This is a genomic window from Diaphorobacter sp. MNS-0 (assembly GCF_019602835.1).
Classification (GTDB): domain Bacteria; phylum Pseudomonadota; class Gammaproteobacteria; order Burkholderiales; family Burkholderiaceae_C; genus Diaphorobacter; species Diaphorobacter nitroreducens.
Genome location: NZ_CP080761.1, coordinates 2,855,473 through 2,877,167, shown reverse-complemented (window position 1 = coordinate 2,877,167; position 21,695 = coordinate 2,855,473). Strand labels below are relative to the sequence as shown.

Here is a 21,695-nt window from a genome sequence, read left to right as displayed (position 1 = left end):
TTACTTGGGCGCGGCCACCGTGACCAGCGCAGGGCGCAGGACGCGGTCAAAGATCAGATAGCCCTTTTGCAGCACGCTCACGACGGTGTTGGCTTCCTGGTCGGCGGGCACCATGCTGATGGCCTGGTGCTGGTGCGGGTCGAACTTGGTGCCGGCCTCGGGGTTCACGATGACCACCTTGTTGCGCTCCAGCGCCGACATCAGTTGGCGCAGGGTGGCGTCCGAACCCTCGCGCAGTTGCTCGGCCGTGGCGTTCTCGATGGCCAGGGCGGCGTCCAGGCTGTCGCAGACAGGCAGCAGGCTTTCGGCGAAGCTCTCAATGCCGAACTTGCGGGCCTTGGCTACCTCATCCTCCGCACGCCGGCGGGCATTCTCGGCCTCGGCCTTGGCGCGCAAAAATTGATCGGCCAAGTCGGCGCTCTTGGCTTTGAGCTCGGCCAGTTCGCCCTGCAGGCGGTTCAGTTCGTCGGCGGCATTGGCGGACATCGCCGCTTCAATCTCTTCAGGAGAGGGAGGGGGATTCTGGTTCTCGGACATGTCGACTCGGGTTGAATTGGAATGCTTGTGCGCGCCAGTTAGGGGCGCATCCGCGGTTTTCAAGCGCGAATGGTGCAAATGGCGTTCTTTGCGTGCAACGCGGGGGCTTTGGCGTGCCGCGTGCAGGAGTGTGGACGGTGCGCAGTGTACAAGGTGAGCGCGCGTTGCTATAATCTCGCGCTTTGCCTTGCCACACCGCTACACGACGCGGCGGGTGGTGTCATCCAAAAGGAGTTTGCATGCGTCACTACGAAATCATTTTGTTGATCCATCCGGATCAGAGCGAACAGGTTCCGGCCATGCTGGAGCGCTACAAGGGCATGATCGTTGCCGGCGGCGGCCAGGTGCACCGTGTGGAAGATTGGGGTCGCCGTCAACTGGCTTACCTGATCAACAAGCTGGCCAAGGCCCACTACCTGTGCCTGAACATCGAAGCCGACCAGGCTGTGATGGCCGAACTCGAGCACGCCTTCAAGTTCAACGACGCCGTGCTGCGTCACCTGACGGTGCAGAAGAAGAAGGCCGAAACGGGCGCGTCCTCCATGATGAAGACCGTCGAGCGCGAAGAAGCACGCAAGGCCAGCCAGGCCGAGTTTGCCGCTTCGAACGAGCGCTGATCGACCAGCCTGTCAGCCAGGAGGTGTGAACAACCATTGGGTCCTGACAGCCTGTATCGCCGAGGTCCAGCCTCTGCGCTACACGCCCGCCGGCCTGCCGGCGCTGGATATACGACTCGAGCACGAGTCGCTCCAGCGGGAAGCCGGGGCGGATCGGCAGGTCAAGGCCAGCGTGAAAGCCCTCGCATTTGGCGCTCTTGCGGAGCGCCTGGCCCGGCAAGCACTGGGAAGCGTCTGGAGGTTCCAGGGCTTCTTGGCCACGGGGCGCAGCGGCAAGGGATTGGTGTTCCACATCCAGGATATTCAACAAGATTAATTTTCAAGAGGTCCGAAAATGGCCACGTTCAAGAAATTCAACAAGGACAAGCGCCCGAAGCGCAACACCCAGTCGCTGCTGTTCAAGCGCAAGCGCTTCTGCCGCTTCACGGTCGCAGGCGTCGAAGAAATCGACTACAAGGATGTCGACACCCTGCGTGACTTCATCGCCGAGAACGGCAAGATCATCCCCGCGCGCCTGACCGGCACGCGCGCGATCTACCAGCGCCAGCTCAACACCGCCATCAAGCGCGCCCGCTTCCTGGCCCTGTTGCCCTACAGCGACCAGCACAAGATCTAAGGAGCACGATTACCATGCAAATCATCCTGCTCGACAAGGTCGTGAACCTCGGTAACCTCGGCGAGATCGTCAAGGTCAAGGACGGTTACGCCCGCAACTTCCTGATCCCTACGGGCCGCGCCCGCCGCGCCACCGAAGCCGCCAAGGCCGAGTTCGAGGCCAAGCGCGCCGAACTTGAAAAGGCCGCCGCCGAGAAGCTGGCTGCCGCCCAGGCACAAGGCGAAAAGCTGGCCGGCACCACCGTCAAGCTGACGCAGAAGGCTGGCGTGGACGGCCGTCTGTTCGGCTCCGTGACCAACCATGACATCGCCGAAGAGCTGAACAAGCAAGGCTACAACGTGGTGAAGTCGCAAGTCCGCCTGCCCAACGGCCCGATCAAGGTCGTGGGCGACAACACCGTCACGGTGGCCCTGCACACCGACGTGGCCGTTGAAGTCACCGTGTCCGTCTACGGCGAAACGGCCTGATCGGTTCGCACCCCTGGCTCTGCCATACAAAGCCGCCCTTGGGCGGCTTTTGTTTTTTCACCCGCACCTGTGCACCTGCTGCCCACTGCCTTTGCACGCCTTATCCACAGAGTTGTGCAATGACGGGCGTGGCACCGCCCGCTAGCATCGTCTGCTTGCCCTCCTGAAAGCCCCTGAGTCCCATGTCTGCCGTTGTGCCCACCCTTCCTGACGGTTATGCCGTCCCATCGCTGGATCGCGAGGTGGCCCAGTTGCGCGTTCCGCCCCATTCCATCGAGGCAGAGTCCAGCGTGCTGGGCGGCCTGTTGCTGGACAACATGGCGTGGGACCGCGTGGGTGACCTGCTGGTGGATGGCGATTTCTACCGCCACGAGCACCAGCAGATCTACGCCGCCATCGGCGCGCTGATCAACGCCAGCAAGCCTGCGGACGTGATCACGGTCTACGAGCATCTGCAGGGCATGGGCAAGGCCGAGGAGATCGGCGGGCTGGCCTATCTGAACAGCCTGGCCCAGTACGTGCCCAGTGCCAGCAACATCCGCCGCTACGCAGAGATCGTGCGCGAGCGCGCCATCCTGCGCAAGCTGGTGACCGCCAGCGACGACATCGCCACCAACGCCTTCAATCCCCAGGGCCGGCCGGTGGAGCGCATCCTGGACGAGGCTGAGCAGAAGATCTTCGCCATCGGCGAAGAGGGCTCGCGGATGAAGCAGGGCTTTCAGTCGCTTGACTCGCTCGTGATCGACCTGCTGGACCGCGTACAGGAGATGGCCGACAACCCCATGGACGTGACCGGCGTGCCCACGGGCTTCGCCGACCTGGACCGCATGACCAGCGGTCTGCAGGCAGGCGACCTGGTGGTGCTCGCGGCGCGCCCTTCCATGGGCAAGACCTCGTTCGCCGTGAACATTGCCGAGCATGTGGCGCTCAACGAGGGCCTGCCGGTGGCCATCTTCTCGATGGAAATGGGCGCCGCCCAACTGGCGGTGCGTATCGTGGGCTCGATCGGGCGCGTGAACCAGGGCAACCTGCGCACCGGCAAGCTCAGCGACGAGGAGTGGCCGCGCCTGACCGAAGCCATCGAGCGGCTGCGCACCGTGAGCCTGCACATCGACGAGACGCCGGGCCTGACCCCATCCGAGCTGCGCGCCAACGCGCGCCGCCTGGCGCGCCAGTGCGGCAAGCTCGGCCTGATCGTGGTCGACTATCTGCAGCTCATGAGCGGCTCGGGCAGCAACAGCTCCGACAACCGCGCCACTGAGCTGGGCGAGATCTCGCGGGGCCTGAAGATGCTGGCCAAGGAGCTGCAGTGCCCGGTGATCGCGCTGTCGCAGCTCAACCGTTCGGTGGAGCAGCGCACCGACAAGCGTCCCATGATGAGTGACCTGCGCGAATCGGGCGCCATCGAACAGGACGCGGACATCATCATGTTCATCTACCGCGACGACTACTACAACAAGGAGTCCAAGGAGCCGAACATTGCCGAAGTCATCATCGGCAAGCAGCGTAACGGCCCCACGGGCACGGTGAAGCTGTTCTTCCAGAAGAACCAGACGCGCTTTGAGAACCTGGCGGTGGGCGCAGGTGACGATTACTATTAAGATTCAAAAATGGCTCTAGCGCTTACTGAGTAAGCGCTAGCAGCTATTTATTTAATAGTGATTGAGCGGTCTCAACGCGACAGTGCCCAGGCGAGCAGCGCCAGCGTGCATACGCCGAGCCCGCAGACGGCGAGCAGCAGGTGCAGGCTGCGCCGGCGCAACCCATCGACTGCGCGCACCAGTTGGGCGTTCTGCTCGGCCAGCGATTCGATCAGCGCGGCGGACGCGCGCTGGTCTTCCTCCAACTGGGCCATCCGCGCTTGCAGTACCGCCAGTTGATCGGGCGTGCTGTCGATCCGCTGCGCGGGCGCCTCGGGCGGCGGGGCTTTGCGCGTGTTGCTGATGAGTTTGCGCGCGGCCTGCATGATCTGGGGCGTGGCCTCGATCACGTCGCCCCAGGGCACAAGCTTCAGCGCGGACATCCAACCCACGGCCATCAGAGTACCTCGCTGGCGAAGTCGGCCAGGCGCGAGCGCTCGCCGCGCGCGAGCAGGATATGCCCGCTGTGCGGCCAGCCCTTGAACCGGTCCACCGCATAGGTCAGGCCGGAGGAGCCTTCCGTGAGATAGGGCGTGTCGATCTGTGCCAGGTTGCCCATGCAGATGATTTTGGTGCCGGGGCCCGCGCGGGTGACCAGCGTCTTCATCTGCTTGGGCGTCAGATTCTGCGCCTCGTCGATGATGACGTACTTGTTCAGAAAGGTACGCCCGCGCATGAAGTTCATGCTCTTGATCTTGATGCGGCTGCGGATCAGCTCATTGGTGGCCGCGCGGCCCCACTCGCCAGCATTGCCCCCGTCGCCCTTGGCAAGAAATTCCAGGTTGTCGTCCAGCGCGCCCATCCAGGGGCCCATCTTTTCTTCCTCCGTACCGGGCAGGAAGCCGATGTCCTCGCCCACGCTCACCGTGGCGCGGGTCATGATGATCTCGGTATAGCGGCGCTCGTCCAGCACCTGGGTCAGGCCCGCGGCCAGCGCCATCAGCGTTTTGCCGGTGCCGGCCGTGCCGGTCAGCGTCACGAAGTCCACGTCGGGGTCCATGAGCAGGTTCATGGCGAAGTTCTGCTCGCGGTTGCGGGTGTTCACACCCCAGACCGTATTCTTGGACGAGCCATAGTCCTTGAGCGTCTCCAGTACCGCCGTCTTGTCCCGGATCTCGGTCACGCGCGCATACAGGCTGGGCTCGCCCGGCGCCTCGAAATACACAAACTGGTTGATCATCAGCTGCGCCACCACGGGGCCGCTGATGCGGTAGTACATGTGCACGCCGCTCTGCCAGCTTTCGACGTTCTTGCCGGCCTTGGTCCAGAAGTCCGTTGGCAGCGCAAGGCTGCCCGAATAGAGCAGGTCGCCGTCTTCCAGCGTCTTGTCGTTCTGGTAATCCTCCGCGACCAGGCCCAGGGCGCGCGCCTTCACGCGCATGTTGATGTCCTTGGACACCAGCACCACCTCGCGCGGCGCATGCAGCTTGCGCAGCGCTTCCACCACGCCCAGGATCTGGTTGTCGGCCTTGCCCTGGGGCAGGCTGGAGGGCAACTGGTAGTTCAGCGGGGCAGTCTGGAAGTACAGGCAACCGCCGGCGGCGCGCTGGCCCGTGGAATCCAGGCGCAGGCCCAAGGCCATGTCGGCGCTGCCATGCGCTGCCGCCAGCGCATCCAGCGTACGGCTGGCCTGGCGGCCGTTGCGGGCCACTTCGGTCATGCCCTTCTTGTGGCCGTCGAGTTCCTCCAGCACGATCATTGGCAGGAAGATGTCGTGTTCTTCGAAGCGGAACAGGCTCGTGGGATCGTGCAGCAGCACGTTGGTGTCGAGCACGAACATTTTCTTCGGCCCGGCAGCACGCTTCTTGCGCAGTGCAGCGTCCGGTGCGGCGCGCGGCGCGGCAGCCGGGGGCACTGCGGTGACGGGGGGCCTCATGCGCACTGCGCCCTCATCCGCAGGGCGTGCGCGCGAATGGGCGGGTGCAGCAGATACCCCTGCTTTGGTCGAGCGGCCTGCACCGGATGGGATGGCGGTATCAGGTGCGGCGGCTTTCTTGGCGGCGCTGGTCTTGGTGGCCGCGCGCTTGCGAGTGGGAGCGGCCGCTGTAGCGGGCGGGGCCGCGGAAGCCTCCGCGGCCTCGTCATCCTCGAAAACCGTCATGCGATAGGCGTCTGGTTTGAGCAGGGCGGCGCGCTGGGTCGGGGCGGGGGGCAGGGGCATTGCAGGGAGCCTTGAGGAAAGTAACGTTCAAAAAGCACAAAGCCGCCTAGGAGACCGAGGCGGCTTTGGATTGCGGGGAGCGTGTTGCGTTTCTCAGCAGCATTGACCCATTATGCATGCTCCCCGTGACGGCCCACGGTAGAGCCGTCAGGTGTTCAGGCGGCTTTCTTGACAGGGGCTTTGATCGCCTTCACGGCCTTCAATACCTCGTCCACATGGCCGGGTACCTTCAGGCCGCGCCATTCCTGCACCAGAATGCCTTCGGGATTGACGAGGAAGGTGCTGCGCTCGATGCCCTTGACCTTCTTGCCGTACATGATCTTGTTCTTCACTACGCCGAACATGTGGCACATCTTCTCTTCGGTGTCGGCGATCAGCTCGAAGGGCAGCTCCAGCTTTTCCTTGAAGTCGTCATGCGACTTCATGTTGTCGCGCGACACGCCGAAGACCACGGCACCGGCCTTCTCGAAATCCTTGAATTTGTCGCGGAACTGCATGGCCTCGGTGGTGCAGCCCGGGGTGTTGTCCTTCGGGTAGAAATACAGAATCAGAATCTGGCCCTGGTGCGAGACGTTGGAAACCTTGATTCCGCCAGTCGCGTTGGCTTCAAATTCAGGAAGGGGTTTGTTGACAACGATCGCCATGGCACTTCTATCTCTCACGAATTAGTCGAAGAAAAGCCGGGGGAGTGGGGGTGTACTCTTTTTTGGGTGGTGCCCCCGACCGCAACAGGCTATTTTACCCCGAAACCCCCTCCAGGAGAAACGGCCGCCCTGGCACCCGGATACGGCGACAGGGGAAATCTGCCGTTACTCGGTTTCCAACAGCAGGGCTGCGACCACGTTGCGCCCTTCGCCTGCCAGGACGTTGTAGGTCCGGCAGGCGGCCTGGGTGTCCATGGTTTCCAGGCCGATACGCCGCGCCATTAGTGGCTGCAACCAGGCGGGCGGTGGAAAGCGGTTGCGCAGGCCACTGCCGAAGATCACCACCTCGGCGTCCAGTTCGGCGAGTTGCGCGAAGTGCGCGGCAGTCAGGTCCTCGAAGCGGCGGCAGTTCCAGGCGATGCGCTGGCCGCGCGCACCGATGATGACGCTCTCGGTCACCCGATCGGCGTCCACGCCGATCCAGTCCGGCCCGTAGGCGGTGATGGACTGGGTATCGGGGCGTTCGGGCTGGAATTTCATGGGCGTTGCGGAGGCTGCCCGCACCCTGCGCGGTTGTGCGGCGGCCGGGGCCGTGGGTGGAACTGTGGTCAAATTATAGGTTTCACCGAGGCGCCCTGCGCCCGGCGGGGCCGCAGCCCCACTTGTGCCCCTCTCCTCACGCCTGCCCGCACATGAAGCCCATCCGCAAATCCGCCAAGCTCAACAATGTTCTCTACGATGTCCGGGGCCCCATCGTGGACGCGGCCAAGCAGATGGAGGACGAGGGCCAGAAGATCATCAAGCTGAACATCGGCAACCTGGCGCCGTTCGGCTTTGACGCGCCCGAGGAGATCCAGCAGGACATGATCCGCAACCTGCCCAACTCGGCGGGCTACTCGGACAGCAAGGGCATCTTTGCGGCGCGCAAGGCCGTGATGCACTACAGCCAGCAGCAGGGCGTGGCCGGCGTGACGCTGGACGATATTTACCTGGGCAACGGCGCGAGCGACCTGATCACCATGGCCACCAACGCGCTGCTCGACGACGGCGACGAGCTGCTGGTGCCCGCACCCGACTATCCGCTGTGGACGGCGGCGGCCAGCCTGTCGGGCGGTCGGCCTGTGCACTACCTGTGCGATGAAGACAACGGCTGGATGCCCAGCCTGACGGACATCCGCGCCAAGATCACCCCGCGCACGCGCGGCATTGTGGTCATCAACCCCAACAACCCCACGGGCGCGCTGTACTCGGACGAATTGCTCAAGGGCATCGTGCAGATCGCGCGCGAGCACAACCTGGTGCTGTTTGCCGACGAGGTGTACGACAAGGTGCTGTACGACGGTGTCAAGCACACGGCCATGGCCAGCCTGTCGACCGACGTGGTCACGCTCACCTTCAACTCGCTCTCCAAGGCCTACCGCTCCTGCGGCTACCGCGCCGGGTGGATGGTGATCTCGGGCGACAAGACGGCCGCGCGCGACTACATCGAAGGCATCAACATGCTGGCCAACATCAAGCTCGGCTCCAACGTGCCGGGCCAGTGGGCCATCCAGACCGCGCTGGGCGGCTACCAGAGCATCAACGACCTGGTCAAACCCGGCGGGCGCCTGTGCCGCCAGCGCGACCTGGCCTACGAGCTGATCACCGCCATCCCCGGCGTCACCTGCGTCAAGCCGCAGGCGGCGCTGTACATGTTCCCCCGCCTGGACCCCGAGATGTACCCCATCGCGGACGACCGCCAGTTCTTTATGGAAGTGCTGCGCGCCACGCGGGTCATGCTGGTGCAGGGCTCGGGCTTCAATTACCCCGACAACCAGCACTTTCGCATCGTGTTCCTGCCGCACGAAGACGACCTGCGCGAGGCCATCGGCCGGCTGGCGGGCTTCCTGGCCGCCTACCGGCAGCGCCACGCCAAGGCGGCGTGAACTTCATTTTTGATAGCTGCTGGCGCCCGTCAATAGGGCGCTGGGGCCTTTTTTGACGGGTAACCCTGATATGAAACCGATCCAAGTGGGCCTGCTGGGCATTGGCACCGTGGGCAGCGGCGTGTTCAACGTCCTGTCGCGCAACCAGGAAGAAATCCGCCGCCGCGCCGGCCGCGGCATCGAGATTGCTTGTGTGGCCGACCTGGACACCGCCCGCGCACGTTCCATCGTGGGCGAGAACGCCCGCGTGGTGGTCGATGCGCGCGAAGTGATCGCCAACCCTGAGATCGACATCGTGGTCGAGCTGATCGGCGGCTACGGCATCGCCAAGCAGCTGGTGCTGGAGGCGATCGCCGCCGGCAAGCATGTGGTGACGGCCAACAAGGCCCTGCTGGCCGTGCACGGCACGGAGATCTTCAAGGCCGCGGCCGAGAAGGGTGTGGTGGTCGCCTACGAGGCGGCGGTGGCCGGCGGCATCCCGATCATCAAGGCGCTGCGCGAAGGCCTGGCGGCCAACCAGATCCAGTGGGTGGCCGGCATCATCAACGGCACCACCAACTTCATCCTGTCCGAGATGCGCGACAAGGGCCTGGACTTCGACGTGGTGCTCAAGGAAGCGCAAGCGTTGGGCTACGCCGAGGCCGACCCCACCTTCGACATCGAGGGCGTGGACGCCGCGCACAAGGCCACCATCATGAGCGCCATCGCCTTCGGCATTCCGGTGCAGTTCGACAAGGCCTACGTGGAGGGCATCACCAAGTTGTCCGCCGTCGACATCCGCTATGCCGAGCAACTGGGCTACCGCATCAAGCTGCTGGGGATCGCCAAGCGCCGCCAGGGCGACGCGACCAAGCGCACGCCCGATGGCGTGGAGCTGCGCGTACACCCCGCGCTGGTGCCGGCCAAGCGCCTGATCGCCAATGTCGAAGGCGCGATGAACGCCGTGGTGGTGCACGGGGACGCCGTGGGCACCACGCTGTACTACGGCAAGGGCGCGGGCAGCGAGCCCACCGCCAGCGCCGTGATCGCCGACCTGGTGGACATCACCCGCCTGATCGAGGCCGACCCCGCGCACCGCGTGCCGCCGCTGGCCTTCCAGAGCCACACGCTGCGCGAGGCGGGGCAGGAGCTGCCCGTGCTGCCCATGGCCGACGTGGTCACCAGCTACTACCTGCGCATCCGCGTGGCCGACGAGGCCGGCGTTTTGGCCAAGATCACCGGCATCCTGGCCGGCGCGGGCATCAGCATCGACGCCGTGCTGCAGCGCGAGGCCGACGAAGTGGGCGGCGAAGGCAGTACGCAGACCGACCTGATCATCCTCACGCATGACACGCGCGAGGGCGACATGGACGCCGCGCTCGCCCAAATCCAGGGCCTGCCCACGGTGCTGGCCAGCATCACGCGCATCCGCAAGGAAGAGCTCAACAACTAAGAGGGGCTGCACGCCATGCTGTACCTGTCCACCCGCGGCCACGCGGACCGCAAGCATTTCTGCGACATCCTGCTCGAAGGCCTGGCGCCCGACGGCGGCCTGTACCTGCCCGAGCGTTACCCGCAGATCAGCGACGCCGAGCTGACCGCGCTGCGTACCGCCTATCACACGCAAGGCTATGCCGAGCTGGCCTTCCGCATCCTGTCGCTGTACATCGACGACATCCCGCCCGCGGACCTGAAGCGCCTGTGCGAGAAGACGTACACCGCCGAAGTGTTCGGCACGGGCGAGATCGTGCCGCTGCGCCACCTGGAAGACGGCCTGTGGATCGAGGCCCTGTCCAACGGCCCCACGCTGGCCTTCAAGGACATGGCCATGCAACTGCTGGGCAACCTGTTCGAGTACGAACTGGCCCGCCGTGGCGAGCAGCTCAACATCCTGGGCGCCACCAGCGGCGACACCGGCAGCGCGGCCGAGTACGCCATGCGCGGCAAGCAGGGCGTGCGCGTGTTCATGACCAGCCCGCACGGTCGCATGAGCCCGTTCCAGCAAGCGCAGATGTTCAGCCTGCAGGACGCGAACATCCACAACCTGGCCATCGAAGGCGTATTCGACGACTGCCAGGACATCGTCAAGGCGGTGAGCAACGACCACGCTTTCAAGGCCCAATACAAGATCGGCACCGTCAACTCGATCAACTGGGCGCGCCTGCTGGCGCAGGTGGTGTACTACTTCGCGGGCTACATCCAGGCGACGGAGACGAACGGCCAGAAGGTCAGCTTCACCGTGCCCAGCGGCAACTTCGGCAACATCTGCGCCGGCCACGTGGCGCGCCAGATGGGCCTGCCGATCGACCGCCTGATCGTTGCCACCAACGAAAACGACGTGCTCGACGAGTTCTTCCGCACCGGCGCCTACCGCGTGCGCGGCGCGGCCGACACGCACGAGACCAGCAGCCCCAGCATGGACATCAGCAAGGCCAGCAACTTCGAGCGTTTCGTGTTCGACCTGCTGGGGCGCAATGCGGAGCGCACGCGCCAGCTGTTCGCCGAGGGCGTGGCCAAACAGGGCTTCTTCGACCTGGGGAGCGACCCCGCGTTCCGAGACGCACGCGCCAAGTACGGCTTCGAGAGCGGCAAGAGCACGCACGCCGACCGCCTGGCCACCATCCGCGACACGTACGAGCGCTTCGGCCAGATCATCGATACCCACACCGCCGACGGCGTGAAGGTGGCGCGCGAGCACCGTGGCGATCCCGCCGTGCCCATGATCGTGCTGGAGACGGCCCTGCCCATCAAGTTTGCCGAAACCATCCAGGAAGCCCTGGGCCGCGCACCCGAGCGCCCGGCCAGGTTCGAGGGCATCGAGCAATTGCCCAAGCGCCTGCAGGTGCTGGCGGCCGATGCCGAGCAGGTCAAGGCCTATATCGCAGCCCATTGCGATTAGGGATCAAATCGGCCTATGGCGCTTATCCATCAAGCGCTGGTAGCTATTAATAGATGAGTGAAACTGAAGGAGTGGCGGGATGAAGGTGGTTGGCTTTGCCGGCTATTCAGGCAGCGGCAAGACCACGCTGGTGGAGCAGCTGATTCCCGAACTGCGCCTGCATGGCCTGCGCGTGTCGGTGGTCAAGCATGCGCACCACAAGTTCGACATCGACCATGTGGGCAAGGACACCTGGCGCCACCGCGAGGCCGGCGCCTACGAAGTGGCCGTGGCCTCCGACCGGCGCATGGCGCTGATGCGCGAATTCGAGCAGGAGCACACGCCCAGCGTGCACGAACTGCTGGCGGAGCTGGATCCGCGCGTGGACTGGGTGCTGGTGGAAGGCTTCAAGGAAAGCGACCTGCCCAAGATCGAGATCTGGCGCGCCGCATCACCCGATTACCGCGAACGGCCCGCTCTCTATCCGCACGATCCCTGCATCGTCGCCGTGGCCACCGACGCGCCGCTGCCGCCGGTGCCCACCGCGCTGCCGGTGCTCAACCTGGACGACCCTCACGCCGTGGTGCAATGGCTGCTGGCTCAGGGCGCGCGTTTTGACTATGTGCCCGACCGGGCGGAGGCCTGCGAATGAAACCCCAAGCGCGTGCACCCCTCAAGCCACTGGACGAAGCCCTGGCCGAACTGCTGGCGCAGGCCGCCCCGCTGGCAGGCACCGACACCGTCAACACCTTCGACGCCGACGGTCGCGTGCTCGCGCAGGCCGCCACCTCGCCGCTGCAGGTGCCGCCCAACGACAACAGCTCGATGGACGGCTACGCCGTGCGCTGCGCCGACGTGCCGGCAGCGGGGGTGGAGTTGCCGGTGGCGCAGCGTATTCCCGCGGGCGCCTTCGGCGTGCCGCTGGCGGCGGGGACGGCGGCGCGCATCTTCACGGGCGCGCCGGTGCCCGAGGGGGCCGATGCCATCGTGATGCAGGAAGACTGCGAGGCGCTCGACGGGGATCGCGTGCGCGTGAATGCCGTACCGGCCCAGGGGCAGTGGATTCGGCGCGCGGGCGAGGACATCACCCGGGGTGCTGAGGTGCTGGCCGCTGGCACGCGCCTCACTCCCGCAGAGCTGGGCCTGGCTGCCAGTATCGGCTTGGGCACCCTGCAGGTGGCGCGCCGGCCCCGCGTGGCGCTTTTTTCCACGGGCGACGAACTCGTCATGCCGGGTGATGTGCCGCCCGCGCAGATGAAGCCCGGCGCCATCTACAACAGCAACCGTTTCTTCCTGCGCGCCATGCTGCTGCGCCTGGGCTGCGAGGTGAGCGACTTAGGCATCGTGCCCGACCGGCGCGAGGCCACCGTGGCCGCGCTGCGCGAGGCTGCCCAGGGACATGACCTGATCCTGACCAGCGGCGGCGTGAGTGTGGGCGAGGAAGACCACATCAAGCCGGCGGTGGAGCGCTTGGGCACGCTGCAGCTCTGGCAGATCGCCATGAAGCCGGGCAAGCCCTTCGCCTACGGCCAGATTCCCCACGCGGGCGGCAGTGCACACTTCATGGGCCTGCCGGGCAACCCCGTGTCCAGCTTTGTCACTTTCGGCCTGCTGGTGCGCCCCTTCCTGTTGCGCCTGCAGGGCGTGCGTGATGTTGCTCCTAAAGCGATAGCTGCTACGGCTGGATTCGACTGGCCCCGGGCCGATAAACGCCGTGAATTCCTGCGCGTGCGCCAGTGCGCCGATGGCACGCTGGAGCTGTTTCCCAACCAAAGCTCGGGCGTGCTTACCTCGGCCGCCTGGGCGGACGGCGTGGTGGACAACCCCGCCGGCCAGACCATTGCGCGCGGCGACACCGTGCGCTTCCTGCCATTTGCGGAGTTGCTGTCATGACCACGCCCTTCACGATCACGGTGCGTTACTTCGCCTCCATCCGCGAGGCCGTGGGCATGGGGCAGGAGACGGTGCAGACCGGCGCCACCACGCTGGGCGCCTTGCGCGATGAACTCATCGCCCGTGGCGAGCCCTGGGCCACCTGCCTCTCGCGCGGGCGCGCCGTGCGCGTGGCCCTCGACCAGACCATGGCGCATGACGCCACGCCGCTGGCGGCAGGCGCCGAGGCGGCGTTCTTTCCGCCCGTCACGGGCGGCTGACGGCGTTCAAGGCTGCTGCACCGCCAGGGCGGGCAGCTCGGGGCTGCGCCACCCCAGCAACTCGGCCAGGCGCAGCGTGATCCAGCGCGCCTCGGCCGGGGTCACGCCCGCGTCCGGACCGGCCAGGCCGGCGTGGATGCCCAGCAGCACCCCTTCTTCCGACCGCGCACCGCCGTGGTACAGCTGCTGCGCCTGTTCCACCAAGTGGCAGGCCAGGTCCTCGCACCACTCGTAGCGCGCCCGCACCTCGGCGGCAGGCGCCTGCAGGCGTGCGCGTGTGTCGCTGTACAGCGCGATGAAGGAGGGCGGGACCAGGATCTGGTTGTCGTCGTGCATCTGCCTATTGTCTGGCACGGCGCAAAAACACAGGCGCCGCTCTTGCCGGAGACGGCGCCCGCGCGGGTCTGGAGCGGATCAGCGCTTTTGCTGTGCCGGGGGCGCATCGTTGCGCGTGAACAGCCAGACGAAGAAGCCCCCCATGCACAGCATGAAACCGATGCCTATGGCGCTGAACAGGCCCACCTCGGTGGTGAAGAGTTGCTTGAGCAGTTGCATGGCGTTTCCTCCGTCGTTATGTGATGGAGCCATTGCAGCGCAGCCCGGCGGAAGCCCCTTTGAGACAAGTCAAAAATCCGGGTATACCCCACTATTGTCGTCAAGTACCTTCAATCAGGCACGAACAGGCGCTCAAAGCGCTGCTGGTCGCCTTCCAGCTCGAAGGTCACGAGCTGGCCCATCTTCGCGTCAGCCTTGCGGTGGGCGGAGAACAGGCTGTAGCGGCCCGCCAGGTCGAAGCTGGGCAGATCGACCAAGGCATAGGGGTGGGGCACGAAAGTCTGGAACTCAAACACCACACGGTGCGCATTGCGCGGCGAGGGGTAGAGCAGGTAGTCGTCGGTGGTGATAGTCTGCAGGGCCATGGTGTGCAAGTGTGGGGTGGGCGTTAAAGTGCCGTCAATCCCGCAATTCTGCCGCTGACCACTGCCATGCACCGCGTTTCCATCCAGACCCATGACTTCGACGTTTCCACCGAGCTGGCGGCGCTGCGTGCGCGGGACGCGCGCGTGGGGGCGGTGTGCTGCTTCGTGGGCACGGTGCGCGACCGCAACGAAGGGGACAGCGTGGCCTCCATGGAGCTGGAGCACTACCCGGGCATGACCGAGAAATCCATCGATGCCATGGTGGATGCGGCGTTTGCACGTTTTGACCTCTATGGCGTGCGCGTGATCCACCGCGTGGGGCTGCTCGCGCCCTTGGACCAGATCGTGATGGTGGCCGTGACCTCGGCGCACCGCGGCGAGAGCTTTCAGGCCTGCGAGTTCGTCATGGACTACCTCAAGACCCAGGCGCCGTTCTGGAAGAAGGAGCAGACGCCAGATGGTGCGCGCTGGGTGGATGCGCGCGTGAGCGACGATGCGGCGCTGGCGCGCTGGGGCATCGCCGCGCCGCCCCAGGTGGGCTGACTTTTATCGTCCGGCGGCTTGAAATCGAGGCCCCGGAGCCCTAGCTAGTGACAAGTTGGAGGTTTCACATGCGTCTCGATAAATTCACCACGAAGTTCCAAGAAGCGCTGTCTGATGCACAGTCGCTGGCCCTGGGACATGACAACGCCTACATAGAGCCCGTGCACATGCTGGTGGCCATGCTGCGCCAGGATGAAGGCCCGCGCGCGCTGCTGCAGCGTGCCGGCGCCAATGTGCCGGGCCTGCTGGCCGCGGCCGAGGCCGCCGTCAAGCGCCTGCCCCAGGTGCAGGGCCAGGACCAGGTGCAGGGCAGCCCCGAGCTGGGCCGTGTGCTGCAGGCCACCGAGAAGGAGGCCATCAAGCGCGGCGACCAGTTCATCGCCAGCGAATTGTTTTTGCTGGCGCTGGTCGACAGCAAGGGCGAGGCCGCGCAGCTGGCCAAGGACAACGGCGTGACCCGCAAGAGCCTGGAGGCGGCCATCGACGCCGTGCGTGGCGGCCAGAAGGTGGACAGCGCCGAAGCCGAGGGCCAGCGCGAGGCGCTGAAGAAATACACGCTGGACCTGACCGAGCGCGCCCGCCAGGGCAAGCTGGACCCGGTGATCGGCCGCGACGACGAGATCCGCCGCGTCATCCAGGTGCTGCAGCGGCGCAGCAAGAACAACCCCGTGCTGATCGGCGAGCCCGGCGTGGGCAAGACCGCCATCGTCGAGGGGCTGGCCCAGCGCATCGTCGAGGGCGAGGTGCCCGAGACGCTGAAGAACAAGCGCGTGCTGGTGCTGGACATGGCCGGCCTGCTGGCGGGTGCCAAGTACCGCGGCGAGTTCGAGGAGCGTCTGAAGTCCGTGCTGAAAGAAGTGGCGCACGAGGAAGGCCGCATCATCCTCTTCATCGACGAGATCCACACCATGGTCGGCGCCGGCAAGGCCGAAGGCGCCATGGACGCGGGCAACATGCTGAAACCCGCACTGGCGCGCGGCGAGCTGCACTGCATCGGCGCGACCACGCTGGACGAGTACCGCAAGTACATCGAGAAGGATGCGGCGCTGGAGCGGCGCTTTCAGAAGGTGCTGGTGGACGAGCCCAGCGTAGAAGACACCATCGCCATCCTGCGCGGCCTGCAGGTGCGCTACGAGGCGCACCACGGCGTGGACATCACCGACCCGGCCATCGTGGCCGCGGCCGAGCTGTCGCACCGCTACATCACCGACCGCTTTCTGCCCGACAAGGCCATCGACCTGATCGACGAGGCCGCGGCCAAGATCAAGATCGAGATCGACTCCAAGCCCGAGTCGATGGACAAGCTCGAGCGGCGCATGATCCAGCTCAAGATCGAGCGCGAGGCGATGAAGAAGGAGACCGATGAGGCCTCGCAAAAACGCCTGCAGCTCATCGAGGAAGAGTTGGGCAATGTGGAGCGCGAGTACGCCGATCTGGAAGAGGTCTGGAAAGCCGAGAAGGCCAGCGCGCAGGGCTCCGAACAGATCCGCAAGGACATCGATGCCATCCGCACGCAGATCGACGACTTGAAGCGCAAGGGCGACTTCAACAAGGTCGCCGAGCTGCAGTACGGCACGCTGCCCGAGCTGGAAAAGCGCCTGAAGGAAGCGCAGGACAGCGAGGCCGGCGGGACCGGCACCAAGCACAAGCTGCTGCGCACCCAGGTGGGTGCCGAGGAAATCGCCGAGGTGGTCAGCCGCGCCACCGGCATTCCCGTGGCCAAGATGATGCAGGGCGAGAAGGACAAGCTGCTGCACATGGAGGAAAAGCTGCACGAGCGCGTGGTGGGCCAGGACGAGGCGATCTCCGCCGTGGCCAACGCCATCCGCCGCTCGCGCTCGGGCCTGTCGGACCCCAACCGGCCGCTGGGCAGCTTCCTGTTCCTGGGGCCCACGGGCGTGGGCAAGACCGAGCTGTGCAAGGCGCTGGCCGGGTTTCTCTTCGACAGTGAAGAGCATCTGGTGCGCATCGACATGAGCGAGTTCATGGAAAAGCATAGCGTCGCGCGCTTGATTGGCGCGCCTCCCGGCTATGTGGGCTATGAAGAGGGCGGCTACCTGACCGAGGCTGTGCGCCGCAAGCCCTACAGCGTGCTGCTGCTGGATGAGGTGGAAAAGGCACACCCCGACGTGTTCAACGTGCTGCTTCAGGTGCTGGACGACGGCCGCCTGACCGATGGCCAGGGGCGCACCGTGGACTTCAAGAACACGGTGATCGTGATGACCAGCAACATTGGCTCGCACCTGATCCAGGCCATGGTGGGCCAGGATGCCGAGGACATCAAGGAAGCCGTGTGGGGGGAACTCAAGGGCCATTTCCGACCCGAATTCCTCAACCGCATCGACGAAACGGTGGTGTTCCACGGCTTGGATGCCAAGCACATCGAAGCGATTGCACGCATTCAGTTGCGTCTGCTGGAGTCGCGGCTGGCCAAAATGGACCTGGCCCTGCAGGTGTCGCCGGCCGCGATGGGCGAACTGGCCAAGGTGGGGTTCGATCCGGTGTTCGGGGCGCGTCCGCTCAAGCGGGCCATCCAGCAGCGCATCGAGAACCCGCTGTCCAAGCTGCTGCTGGAGGGGCGCTACCCGCCCAAGAGCGTGATTCCGGTGGATGTCGATCCTGTGACAGACCCAGGGGTATTCCACTTCGGCGAGGCCCGCCCCGCGGGGTGAGGTCTACCATTGAACGAGGGCGCGGGCCTTTCCCGCGCCCTCATCTGCCAGAAAGGGGCATGGTTTGAACGACATTGTGGCCGGCGCGATCCGGTGGACGTTGCAGCTCGTGGTCGTCGCCATGGGTGCACTTTTTTTCCTGAGTCTGCTGGCCGCGGCCGCCGTTCTGGCACTCGTGTGGGGCGCACGCGCCGTGTGGGCGCGCCTCACGGGCCGCCCGGTCATGCCCTGGGCGATGCGCATGAACCCGCGCGAGGGGTGGAGCACCGTGTACCGCAGCACGGCGCGCTGGACGGCGCCCGGCCCGACGGCGCATGCCCCGCAGCGCAGCACGGACGTCACCGACGTCGTGCCGCGCGAAGTGCATTGATTGCTATTGAAAAATGAGCTGCTGGCGCTTGCTGGATGAGCGCTGGAGGCTTAAAAGGCTATAACACTCTCCACCCCGTGCATTCAGCCGTTGGGCGGCCCGTATTGCGCGATCACCTGTTGCTCGGTGAGCGTCGGCATCTGGTTCGCGAAGGCGTAGTACGCGGGCTTCTTGTCGATGTAGATCTGGCTGGCCAGTTCGAAGTCCTGCGTCTCGAAGGCCCCGGCGGGAATGAAATATTCGCCCGTCGCCAGCAACTTGTAGTACAGGTGTGTTCCGCAGCGCGTGCAGAAGGCCCGCTGTGCCCAATCAGAGGACGCATACACGCCGATATGCTCCTCACCCGTGAACTCCACCTCCGGCCCGCAATGCACGGCCAGCAGCGGCCCGCCACCCCAGCGGCGGCAGAAGCCGCAATGGCAGGCGCCGATTTCCTTGGCCACGGGGGACGTGAAGTGGACTGCGCCGCAAAGACAATGACCGTTCATCTCGTGTTCCTTTCAAGCGGAAGGGCAGGGGCGCATCTTACGGGGGCAGGGCAGCAACACAATGTCACGCGCGGCTCGGTCTGGCGGTGGGGTGGCGAGCCCTATCATGCACGGCATGAGCCCTGATGACATCCGCCACCTGTTCGACCTCCAGCGCCAAGCCAGCCGCGCCCACCCCGATGTGCCCTTGATGGTGCGTCGAGAGCGCTTGCTGCGGCTGTCCAAGATGCTGGACGAACATGGGCCGGTGCTGGCGGCGGCGGTGCAGGCGGACTTTGGCATGCGCTCGCAGCGCCTGACGGAGGTGGCCGACCTCTTCGTGCTGCGCGCGGAACTGGGGCATACGCTCAGGCATCTGGCGCGCTGGAGTCGGCGCACCAGGGTGCGCACGCCGCTGTTCCTGCAGCCCGCACGCGGCTGGATAGAGCGCCAGCCGCTGGGCGTGGTGGGCATCATCTCGCCGTGGAACTACCCGGTGCAGCTGGCGCTGGGGCCGGCCATTGGTGCGCTGGCCGCGGGCAACCGGGTGATGCTCAAGCCGAGTGAGCTCACGCCCCACACGTCGGCCCAACTGGCCGCGCTGGTGGCACAGTTCTTCGCGCCCGAAGAGTTCTGCGTGGTGCAGGGCGACGCGGCCACGGCCGCGCTCGTGGCATCGCTGCCGTTCGACCATCTGGTGTTCACCGGCTCCACCGCCGTGGGGCGCAAGGTAGCGCAGGCGGCGGCGGCCAATCTCACGCCGACCACGCTGGAGCTGGGCGGCAAGTCGCCGTGCATCATCGATGCGGACTGCGACATGCAGGAGGCCGCGCTCAAGATCGCCCATGGCAAGCTGCTCAACGCGGGCCAGACCTGCATCGCACCCGACTACGTGCTGCTGCCGCGTGGCAACGAGGCGGCCTTTGCCGAGGCGTTCCGCGTGGCGGTGGCGCGGCTGTTTCCGTACTTCGAGGGCAACCCGGACTACGCCTCCATCATCAGCACGCGCCACCTCGCGCGGCTGCGCACCATGCTGCAGCAGGCCCAGACGCACGGGGCGGAGGTACACGTGCTGCAACCCGTGCCGGGCGCACCCCCGCCACCGCCTCCGGGTATCGGCGACGGGGTGGGGCGGCAGATGGCGCCAACGCTGGTGTTCGGTGCCAGCCCGAACATGCAGCTCATGCAGGAAGAGATCTTCGGGCCCGTGCTGCCCGTGCTCAGCTACGAGCGCCTGGACGATGCCATTGCCCACATCAACGCCCACCCGCGTCCGTTGGCGCTGTATTGGTTCGGGCGCAGCGAGGCGGTGCGCGACGATGTGCTGCGGCGCACCGTGAGCGGCGGCGTCTCGGTGAACGACACGCTGATGCACATCGCGCACGACGCGCTGCCTTTTGGCGGCGTGGGTGACAGCGGCTGGGGCGCCTACCATGGCGAGGCGGGCTTTCTGCGCTTTTGCCATCAGAAGTCAGTGCTGGCGCAGTCGCGCTGGTCGCTGGGACACTTGCTATACCCGCCCTATGGCGCGCGTTTCGACCAGGTGATGGCGCTGCTGCGCCGCCTGATGTAGCGCGGCGTGGCCGTGGCATGCGCGCTATGCCACAGATGGCCGCGTTTGCGTGCAATGGTGGGGTTGGCAAGGTGGAAACTGCGGGGCATGAGAGGCGAAGCGGCATTTGCGCGAAAATGCTGGGTTTTTCGCTTTTCACCTGCTTTCGTTTTCCCATGTCCAGTATCCAGGTTCGTCCCGCCACCCTTCGCGATGCCAAAGCCATTGCCCAGGTTCATACCTCCGCCGCGTTGGAAGCTTACCGAGGGCTGCTGCCTGACGATCAGTTGAAGTCCATGTCGTCCGTCGAGAAGCGCCAAGCCTACTGGCGCGAGGCGATCGAGTATTGCGAGCCCCAGGTCCAAGTGGCCGTGGACGGCGACAAGATCGTCGGTTTCGTCGGCTTCGACCGCTCGCGTGATGAAAAGACGCGCAACACCACCGGTGAAATCTGGGCCATCTACGCGGCCCCCTCGCATTGGAACAAGGGGGTCGGAGTGGCCCTGTGGGACGCAGCCCGCGACGGTCTGCACGAAGAAGGCTGCACCACCGTAACCGCCTGGGTGCCACTGCGCAACGAGCGCGCCCTGCGCTTTCATGAAATGGCAGGCTTCAAGCGCGAGATGACCACCGCCAAGACGGCAGTGGTTGGCGGTGTGAAGATTGAGGAAGTGCGCCTCAAGCGGCCCATCAACTGACAGGGCGGGGCTGCGGCATGGCAAGCAGCTTTGCGGCAGCGGCCTGACCGCTGTGCGGTGCCACGCCAGTACACCCATTCAGGGCAGTAACTGCACCAGACGCTCGCGCACGCTGGCGGCGCGGTCATGGCCGGCCAGGTTCGTGATTTCATCCAGCAGTGCTTCGCCGACCTCCAGCATGCTGTCGCGGTCACGGGCATTGCGCAGTGCCTCGTGAAACTCGCGTGCCAGGTCGGCATTGCGGCGCGCAAACATGCGTTCGTTGATATCAAACAGATACATGCGCGTGCCAGCCAGCGAGCGGGTCGCGCTGGGCGCCGGTATGTCGGCTGCGCTGGTGCTCTCATCGCTCTGGCTGACGTGTTCAGCGCCTGATGTGAGGGCGTGTGCAGTTGCTGGGGCAGGCGCTGGAGCTGGAGCTGGAGCCGTTATCGGAGCCGACGCAACTGCTGGCGCCGGAGCATGCGCAGTGCTGAAGGCCAAGTAGCCCTGGTGGATCAGCCCTTGCACAATTTGCGCGCCCATGCCGTTGTACATGGCCTGCAAGGATTCGATGGGTCGGCCATCGGCCATCAGCAGCAACGAACGCTCGCGCAGGCTCAGGGTGCGAACACCCGGCGAGAGTTCCTGGCGTGCCTTGTCGGTTTTCTGCAGCATGGGAGTATTGGAAGCGGCCACACAGAGCGGCCAAGTGGCCGGATTACACCGCTAGCCTGTTACGTAACGATGACCCTGCCCAGCGTCGGCGCCATTGAGCGTGCGGGCGGAGTGCTTTTTGACTACAGTATTGATAGCTGCTGGCGCTTTCTGCACAGGCGTTGGAGGCTGTTTTGAATCATATTTTTTAGCGTGCCCG

At 65.4% G+C, this 21,695-nt stretch carries 27 protein-coding genes; 17 read left to right on the top strand and 10 right to left on the bottom strand.

Translation table 11 applies throughout. The features are described from left to right. A complete protein-coding gene (grpE, locus tag K2L43_RS13750) occupies positions 1–537 on the bottom strand; it encodes a nucleotide exchange factor GrpE (RefSeq protein WP_011806338.1) in 537 nt (178 codons plus the stop codon). Between the two features lie 239 nt (positions 538–776). On the opposite strand from grpE, the gene rpsF reads away from it, so the two are divergent. From rpsF to dnaB, 5 genes are all read left to right on the top strand, one after another. Then, positions 777–1,154: a 30S ribosomal protein S6 gene (gene rpsF, locus K2L43_RS13745; RefSeq protein ID WP_011806337.1), complete on the top strand. Its 378-nt coding sequence runs from the start codon at positions 777–779 to the stop codon at positions 1,152–1,154. Positions 1,155–1,179: 25 nt separating this feature from the next. Beyond that, a complete protein-coding gene (gene priB / locus K2L43_RS13740) occupies positions 1,180–1,470 on the top strand; it encodes a primosomal replication protein N (RefSeq protein WP_047349450.1) in 291 nt (96 codons plus the stop codon). 18 nt (positions 1,471–1,488) lie between these two features. After that, on the top strand, positions 1,489–1,770 hold the full coding sequence (gene rpsR, locus K2L43_RS13735; RefSeq protein ID WP_011806335.1) for a 30S ribosomal protein S18: 282 nt from the start codon (positions 1,489–1,491) through the stop codon (positions 1,768–1,770). Between the two features lie 14 nt (positions 1,771–1,784). Next, positions 1,785–2,237 (top strand): 50S ribosomal protein L9, encoded by a 453-nt coding sequence (gene rplI, locus K2L43_RS13730; RefSeq protein ID WP_011806334.1) that lies wholly within the window; start codon positions 1,785–1,787, stop codon positions 2,235–2,237. Between the two features lie 182 nt (positions 2,238–2,419). Further along, on the top strand, positions 2,420–3,838 hold the full coding sequence (dnaB, locus tag K2L43_RS13725; RefSeq protein WP_011806333.1) for a replicative DNA helicase: 1,419 nt from the start codon (positions 2,420–2,422) through the stop codon (positions 3,836–3,838). A gap of 71 nt (positions 3,839–3,909) precedes the next feature. Here dnaB and K2L43_RS13720 read toward each other — a convergent pair whose 3' ends face one another. The 4 genes from K2L43_RS13720 to K2L43_RS13705 all read right to left on the bottom strand — a co-directional run bounded on the left by K2L43_RS13720 (position 3,910) and on the right by K2L43_RS13705 (position 7,222). Beyond that, the gene (locus K2L43_RS13720) at positions 3,910–4,275 is read right to left on the bottom strand and encodes a hypothetical protein (RefSeq protein ID WP_015913927.1); all 366 of its coding nucleotides are present in this window, start codon (positions 4,273–4,275) and stop codon (positions 3,910–3,912) included. Continuing rightward, positions 4,275–6,038, bottom strand: a complete 1,764-nt coding sequence (locus tag K2L43_RS13715) for a PhoH family protein (RefSeq protein WP_172207900.1) — start codon at positions 6,036–6,038, stop codon at positions 4,275–4,277. The genes K2L43_RS13720 and K2L43_RS13715 overlap by 1 nt, the downstream gene beginning before the upstream one ends. A 155-nt stretch (positions 6,039–6,193) precedes the next feature. Next, a complete protein-coding gene (locus K2L43_RS13710; protein WP_011806330.1) occupies positions 6,194–6,682 on the bottom strand; it encodes a peroxiredoxin in 489 nt (162 codons plus the stop codon). A gap of 165 nt (positions 6,683–6,847) precedes the next feature. Continuing rightward, positions 6,848–7,222: an Mth938-like domain-containing protein gene (locus tag K2L43_RS13705; RefSeq protein WP_015913925.1), complete on the bottom strand. Its 375-nt coding sequence runs from the start codon at positions 7,220–7,222 to the stop codon at positions 6,848–6,850. 152 nt (positions 7,223–7,374) lie between these two features. On the opposite strand from K2L43_RS13705, the gene K2L43_RS13700 reads away from it, so the two are divergent. From K2L43_RS13700 to moaD, 6 genes are all read left to right on the top strand, one after another. Continuing rightward, positions 7,375–8,607 carry a pyridoxal phosphate-dependent aminotransferase gene (locus tag K2L43_RS13700; protein WP_011806328.1) on the top strand — a complete coding sequence of 411 codons (1,233 nt, stop codon included), beginning with the start codon at positions 7,375–7,377 and terminating at the stop codon, positions 8,605–8,607. Positions 8,608–8,677: 70 nt separating this feature from the next. Beyond that, positions 8,678–10,039, top strand: coding sequence for a homoserine dehydrogenase (locus K2L43_RS13695; protein ID WP_220637783.1), 1,362 nt, complete (start codon positions 8,678–8,680; stop codon positions 10,037–10,039). Between the two features lie 15 nt (positions 10,040–10,054). After that, complete coding sequence (thrC, locus tag K2L43_RS13690) at positions 10,055–11,485, top strand: threonine synthase (protein WP_220637782.1); 1,431 nt, start codon at positions 10,055–10,057, stop codon at positions 11,483–11,485. A 79-nt stretch (positions 11,486–11,564) separates the two neighbouring features. After that, on the top strand, positions 11,565–12,116 hold the full coding sequence (gene mobB / locus K2L43_RS13685; protein ID WP_015913922.1) for a molybdopterin-guanine dinucleotide biosynthesis protein B: 552 nt from the start codon (positions 11,565–11,567) through the stop codon (positions 12,114–12,116). Further along, positions 12,113–13,357 carry a gephyrin-like molybdotransferase Glp gene (gene glp / locus K2L43_RS13680; RefSeq protein WP_220637781.1) on the top strand — a complete coding sequence of 415 codons (1,245 nt, stop codon included), beginning with the start codon at positions 12,113–12,115 and terminating at the stop codon, positions 13,355–13,357. Before mobB ends, glp begins: the two co-directional genes overlap by 4 nt. Then, positions 13,354–13,617 carry a molybdopterin converting factor subunit 1 gene (moaD, locus tag K2L43_RS13675; RefSeq protein ID WP_011806323.1) on the top strand — a complete coding sequence of 88 codons (264 nt, stop codon included), beginning with the start codon at positions 13,354–13,356 and terminating at the stop codon, positions 13,615–13,617. The genes glp and moaD overlap by 4 nt, the downstream gene beginning before the upstream one ends. Before the next feature lie 6 nt (positions 13,618–13,623). On the opposite strand, the gene K2L43_RS13670 is transcribed toward moaD, so the two are convergent. The 3 genes from K2L43_RS13670 to K2L43_RS13660 all read right to left on the bottom strand — a co-directional run bounded on the left by K2L43_RS13670 (position 13,624) and on the right by K2L43_RS13660 (position 14,537). Then, positions 13,624–13,953 (bottom strand): hypothetical protein, encoded by a 330-nt coding sequence (locus tag K2L43_RS13670; RefSeq protein ID WP_011806322.1) that lies wholly within the window; start codon positions 13,951–13,953, stop codon positions 13,624–13,626. Positions 13,954–14,031: 78 nt separating this feature from the next. Beyond that, a complete protein-coding gene (locus tag K2L43_RS13665) occupies positions 14,032–14,172 on the bottom strand; it encodes a DUF3149 domain-containing protein (RefSeq protein WP_015913920.1) in 141 nt (46 codons plus the stop codon). Positions 14,173–14,282: 110 nt separating this feature from the next. After that, a complete protein-coding gene (locus K2L43_RS13660) occupies positions 14,283–14,537 on the bottom strand; it encodes a hypothetical protein (protein WP_047349459.1) in 255 nt (84 codons plus the stop codon). A gap of 66 nt (positions 14,538–14,603) precedes the next feature. On the opposite strand from K2L43_RS13660, the gene moaE reads away from it, so the two are divergent. From moaE to K2L43_RS13645, 3 genes are all read left to right on the top strand, one after another. Then, positions 14,604–15,080 carry a molybdopterin synthase catalytic subunit MoaE gene (moaE, locus tag K2L43_RS13655; protein WP_220637780.1) on the top strand — a complete coding sequence of 159 codons (477 nt, stop codon included), beginning with the start codon at positions 14,604–14,606 and terminating at the stop codon, positions 15,078–15,080. 68 nt (positions 15,081–15,148) lie between these two features. Beyond that, the gene (clpB, locus tag K2L43_RS13650; protein ID WP_220637779.1) at positions 15,149–17,752 is read left to right on the top strand and encodes an ATP-dependent chaperone ClpB; all 2,604 of its coding nucleotides are present in this window, start codon (positions 15,149–15,151) and stop codon (positions 17,750–17,752) included. 64 nt (positions 17,753–17,816) lie between these two features. Next, on the top strand, positions 17,817–18,122 hold the full coding sequence (locus K2L43_RS13645) for a hypothetical protein (protein WP_047349461.1): 306 nt from the start codon (positions 17,817–17,819) through the stop codon (positions 18,120–18,122). An 83-nt stretch (positions 18,123–18,205) separates the two neighbouring features. Here the strand turns inward: K2L43_RS13645 and K2L43_RS13640 are convergent, their stop codons facing one another. Further along, positions 18,206–18,610: a GFA family protein gene (locus tag K2L43_RS13640; protein ID WP_220637778.1), complete on the bottom strand. Its 405-nt coding sequence runs from the start codon at positions 18,608–18,610 to the stop codon at positions 18,206–18,208. 115 nt (positions 18,611–18,725) lie between these two features. On the opposite strand from K2L43_RS13640, the gene K2L43_RS13635 reads away from it, so the two are divergent. Both K2L43_RS13635 and K2L43_RS13630 read left to right on the top strand, forming a co-directional pair. Next, positions 18,726–20,162 carry a coniferyl aldehyde dehydrogenase gene (locus K2L43_RS13635; protein WP_220637777.1) on the top strand — a complete coding sequence of 479 codons (1,437 nt, stop codon included), beginning with the start codon at positions 18,726–18,728 and terminating at the stop codon, positions 20,160–20,162. A 155-nt stretch (positions 20,163–20,317) separates the two neighbouring features. Continuing rightward, positions 20,318–20,839 carry a GNAT family N-acetyltransferase gene (locus K2L43_RS13630; protein WP_220637776.1) on the top strand — a complete coding sequence of 174 codons (522 nt, stop codon included), beginning with the start codon at positions 20,318–20,320 and terminating at the stop codon, positions 20,837–20,839. Between the two features lie 78 nt (positions 20,840–20,917). Here the strand turns inward: K2L43_RS13630 and K2L43_RS13625 are convergent, their stop codons facing one another. Then, positions 20,918–21,496 (bottom strand): hypothetical protein, encoded by a 579-nt coding sequence (locus K2L43_RS13625; RefSeq protein ID WP_220637775.1) that lies wholly within the window; start codon positions 21,494–21,496, stop codon positions 20,918–20,920. Positions 21,497–21,633: 137 nt separating this feature from the next. On the opposite strand from K2L43_RS13625, the gene K2L43_RS19240 reads away from it, so the two are divergent. Further along, positions 21,634–21,687 (top strand): hypothetical protein, encoded by a 54-nt coding sequence (locus K2L43_RS19240; protein WP_172209338.1) that lies wholly within the window; start codon positions 21,634–21,636, stop codon positions 21,685–21,687. The last annotated feature ends 8 nt before the right edge of the window (positions 21,688–21,695 follow it).

Bases quoted from the DNA above. Each gene is read 5' to 3' on its own strand.
- grpE (WP_011806338.1), bottom strand. From the start codon at position 537: ATGTCCGAGAACCAGAATCCCCCTCCCTCTCCTGAAGAGATTGAAGCG.
- rpsF (WP_011806337.1), top strand. From the start codon at position 777: ATGCGTCACTACGAAATCATTTTGTTGATCCATCCGGATCAGAGCGAA.
- rpsR (WP_011806335.1), top strand. From the start codon at position 1,489: ATGGCCACGTTCAAGAAATTCAACAAGGACAAGCGCCCGAAGCGCAAC.
- rplI (WP_011806334.1), top strand. From the start codon at position 1,785: ATGCAAATCATCCTGCTCGACAAGGTCGTGAACCTCGGTAACCTCGGC.
- dnaB (WP_011806333.1), top strand. From the start codon at position 2,420: ATGTCTGCCGTTGTGCCCACCCTTCCTGACGGTTATGCCGTCCCATCG.
- K2L43_RS13720 (WP_015913927.1), bottom strand. From the start codon at position 4,275: ATGGCCGTGGGTTGGATGTCCGCGCTGAAGCTTGTGCCCTGGGGCGAC.
- K2L43_RS13715 (WP_172207900.1), bottom strand. From the start codon at position 6,038: ATGCCCCTGCCCCCCGCCCCGACCCAGCGCGCCGCCCTGCTCAAACCA.
- K2L43_RS13710 (WP_011806330.1), bottom strand. From the start codon at position 6,682: ATGGCGATCGTTGTCAACAAACCCCTTCCTGAATTTGAAGCCAACGCG.
- K2L43_RS13705 (WP_015913925.1), bottom strand. From the start codon at position 7,222: ATGAAATTCCAGCCCGAACGCCCCGATACCCAGTCCATCACCGCCTAC.
- K2L43_RS13700 (WP_011806328.1), top strand. From the start codon at position 7,375: ATGAAGCCCATCCGCAAATCCGCCAAGCTCAACAATGTTCTCTACGAT.
- K2L43_RS13695 (WP_220637783.1), top strand. From the start codon at position 8,678: ATGAAACCGATCCAAGTGGGCCTGCTGGGCATTGGCACCGTGGGCAGC.
- thrC (WP_220637782.1), top strand. From the start codon at position 10,055: ATGCTGTACCTGTCCACCCGCGGCCACGCGGACCGCAAGCATTTCTGC.
- mobB (WP_015913922.1), top strand. From the start codon at position 11,565: ATGAAGGTGGTTGGCTTTGCCGGCTATTCAGGCAGCGGCAAGACCACG.
- glp (WP_220637781.1), top strand. From the start codon at position 12,113: ATGAAACCCCAAGCGCGTGCACCCCTCAAGCCACTGGACGAAGCCCTG.
- moaD (WP_011806323.1), top strand. From the start codon at position 13,354: ATGACCACGCCCTTCACGATCACGGTGCGTTACTTCGCCTCCATCCGC.
- K2L43_RS13670 (WP_011806322.1), bottom strand. From the start codon at position 13,953: ATGCACGACGACAACCAGATCCTGGTCCCGCCCTCCTTCATCGCGCTG.
- K2L43_RS13665 (WP_015913920.1), bottom strand. From the start codon at position 14,172: ATGCAACTGCTCAAGCAACTCTTCACCACCGAGGTGGGCCTGTTCAGC.
- K2L43_RS13660 (WP_047349459.1), bottom strand. From the start codon at position 14,537: ATGGCCCTGCAGACTATCACCACCGACGACTACCTGCTCTACCCCTCG.
- moaE (WP_220637780.1), top strand. From the start codon at position 14,604: ATGCACCGCGTTTCCATCCAGACCCATGACTTCGACGTTTCCACCGAG.
- clpB (WP_220637779.1), top strand. From the start codon at position 15,149: ATGCGTCTCGATAAATTCACCACGAAGTTCCAAGAAGCGCTGTCTGAT.
- K2L43_RS13640 (WP_220637778.1), bottom strand. From the start codon at position 18,610: ATGAACGGTCATTGTCTTTGCGGCGCAGTCCACTTCACGTCCCCCGTG.
- K2L43_RS13635 (WP_220637777.1), top strand. From the start codon at position 18,726: ATGAGCCCTGATGACATCCGCCACCTGTTCGACCTCCAGCGCCAAGCC.
- K2L43_RS13630 (WP_220637776.1), top strand. From the start codon at position 20,318: ATGTCCAGTATCCAGGTTCGTCCCGCCACCCTTCGCGATGCCAAAGCC.
- K2L43_RS13625 (WP_220637775.1), bottom strand. From the start codon at position 21,496: ATGCTGCAGAAAACCGACAAGGCACGCCAGGAACTCTCGCCGGGTGTT.